Below are 1,558 nucleotides of genomic sequence, written 5' to 3'. Positions count from 1 at the left end.
GGGTCGTACCCGCACAGCGCCTCCTCCGCCGCGCCCGCCGCGAGACCGGTCAGCACCACGCGGCCGTCGTCGCAGACCAGGACCGTGCGGACGGTGATGTTGCGGTGCACCCAGCCATGGGCGTGCAGCACCCGGAGGGCCATGAGCACGTCGGAGGCGACCTCGGCCGCCCGGTACGGCGTCAGCGGCCGCTCGGTGAGCAGGGCGGCCAGCGGGCGCGCGGGCACCAGTTCGCTGACGATCCACAGGGACCCGCCCTCGGCGAACACGTCGAAGACCTGGTCCAGGCGCGGGTGGTCGGGGACGCGGGCCGCGGCCTGCGCGGCCTCGACGGCGCGCCGTACCGCCGGGTCGGCGGGCTGCCGGGTGGCGCCCCTGGCCTCCGCGGGCCGGCGGGACGGGCGCTCACGGGCGGTGAACCCCTCGGGCAGCCCGTCGGCGTCGAGCACCTCCGCCTCGACGACCTCCGGCAACGGCACCTGCCGGACGAGGACTTCCTGGCCGCTGTAGGTGTCGAAGGCGCGGCTCTCGGTGAACTCGTACGCATCGGACGGCGGCAGCGGCAGGCGGTAGCGGTCGGCGAGCACCCGACCCGCGTAGTCGTCCACTGTGCCTCCCTCGGCCGCCCGGCTGGTCGTGTCCGTTCGTCTCACGGCCCGTTTCGCACCCGCCCGCGGCCGCGTACGGTCCGTGACCCTTCACGATACGTGCCAGAGGCAACCCGCACCGTATGGATGACGGATTCTCAGGCACCGGCCCGGCGCTTCGCCGGGGCACCGAACCGGCCTCCGCTTCCTACGACTTGGGCCGGAAGGACTCCGTCAGCGTCTTCCAGGTGTCCTTGCGCAGGTCGCCGTGCCAGTCGGCGTCCCGCGCGGTGTACATCAGCGCGTAACCGAGGTGGTCGTTCACCACGAAGCCCCGGTCGATCGTGCGGAACCTGGTGCCGTCGTCGGTGTAGGTGAACTCCCAGTCGGCCGTGTTCCAGCCGCGGTAACCCACCTTCTCGATGCGGACCTTGTGGTATTGGGGGCGCACCATGTCCCGCTCCTGGTTCCGCCAGTCCGCCACCGGGTCGTCCTTGGGCGTGCCGGTCCAGGCGACGAGCAGCTTCTGCCCCCGGGGGCCGGTGTAGCGGTCCCCGGACCGGCCGGTGGTCCGGTACTTCCACCCCTTGGGCAGCCCGATCGAGTAGCCCTGGTCGCCCTTGCGGGTGCTCTCGGCCGGCGCGCAACCTTCCGGCCCCTGATTTCCCAAGGATTTCCGCACCCGGAAGAGCACCCGGGCCGACCGTCCCGTCACTCCGGTGGAGCACAACCCGCGGGAGTGACCTGCCGTACGGCTGTGCGGCCCGCTGCGAACGGCCTACTGCGCGGCGACGATCCGGACGGCCCCGGCGGACCGCTCCGCCCCGGCCGCCCCCTCGGAGGCGACACGGCGCCACTCGTCGGAGTCGCTCCCCACGGTCCACTCCCGGCCCGCGTACGTCACCCGCTCGATGCGCAGCGCCGAGGAGTTGGCGACCGCCCAGTGCGCCAGCTGCCAGCCGCGCTCGAGT

1 protein-coding gene and 2 pseudogenes are annotated in these 1,558 nt (G+C 73.2%); all 3 read right to left on the bottom strand.

What is annotated here, in order from left to right:
• On the bottom strand, positions 1-608 hold a 608-nt coding region (locus tag H5J33_RS34735; protein WP_181798636.1), incomplete at its 3' end, for a protein kinase.
• 187 nt (positions 609-795) lie between these two features.
• Positions 796-1,218 (bottom strand): annotated as a pseudogene (locus H5J33_RS34730) (serine/threonine protein kinase); the annotation flags it as partial.
• Between the two features lie 147 nt (positions 1,219-1,365).
• A pseudogene (locus H5J33_RS34725) lies at positions 1,366-1,558 on the bottom strand (heavy metal transporter); the annotation flags it as partial.

Source organism: Streptomyces sp. WELS2 (assembly GCF_013870595.1).
Lineage (GTDB): Bacteria > Actinomycetota > Actinomycetes > Streptomycetales > Streptomycetaceae > Streptomyces.
The sequence above is the reverse complement of the archived record's forward strand: the minus strand, read 5'-3'. Positions and strand labels throughout refer to the sequence as shown.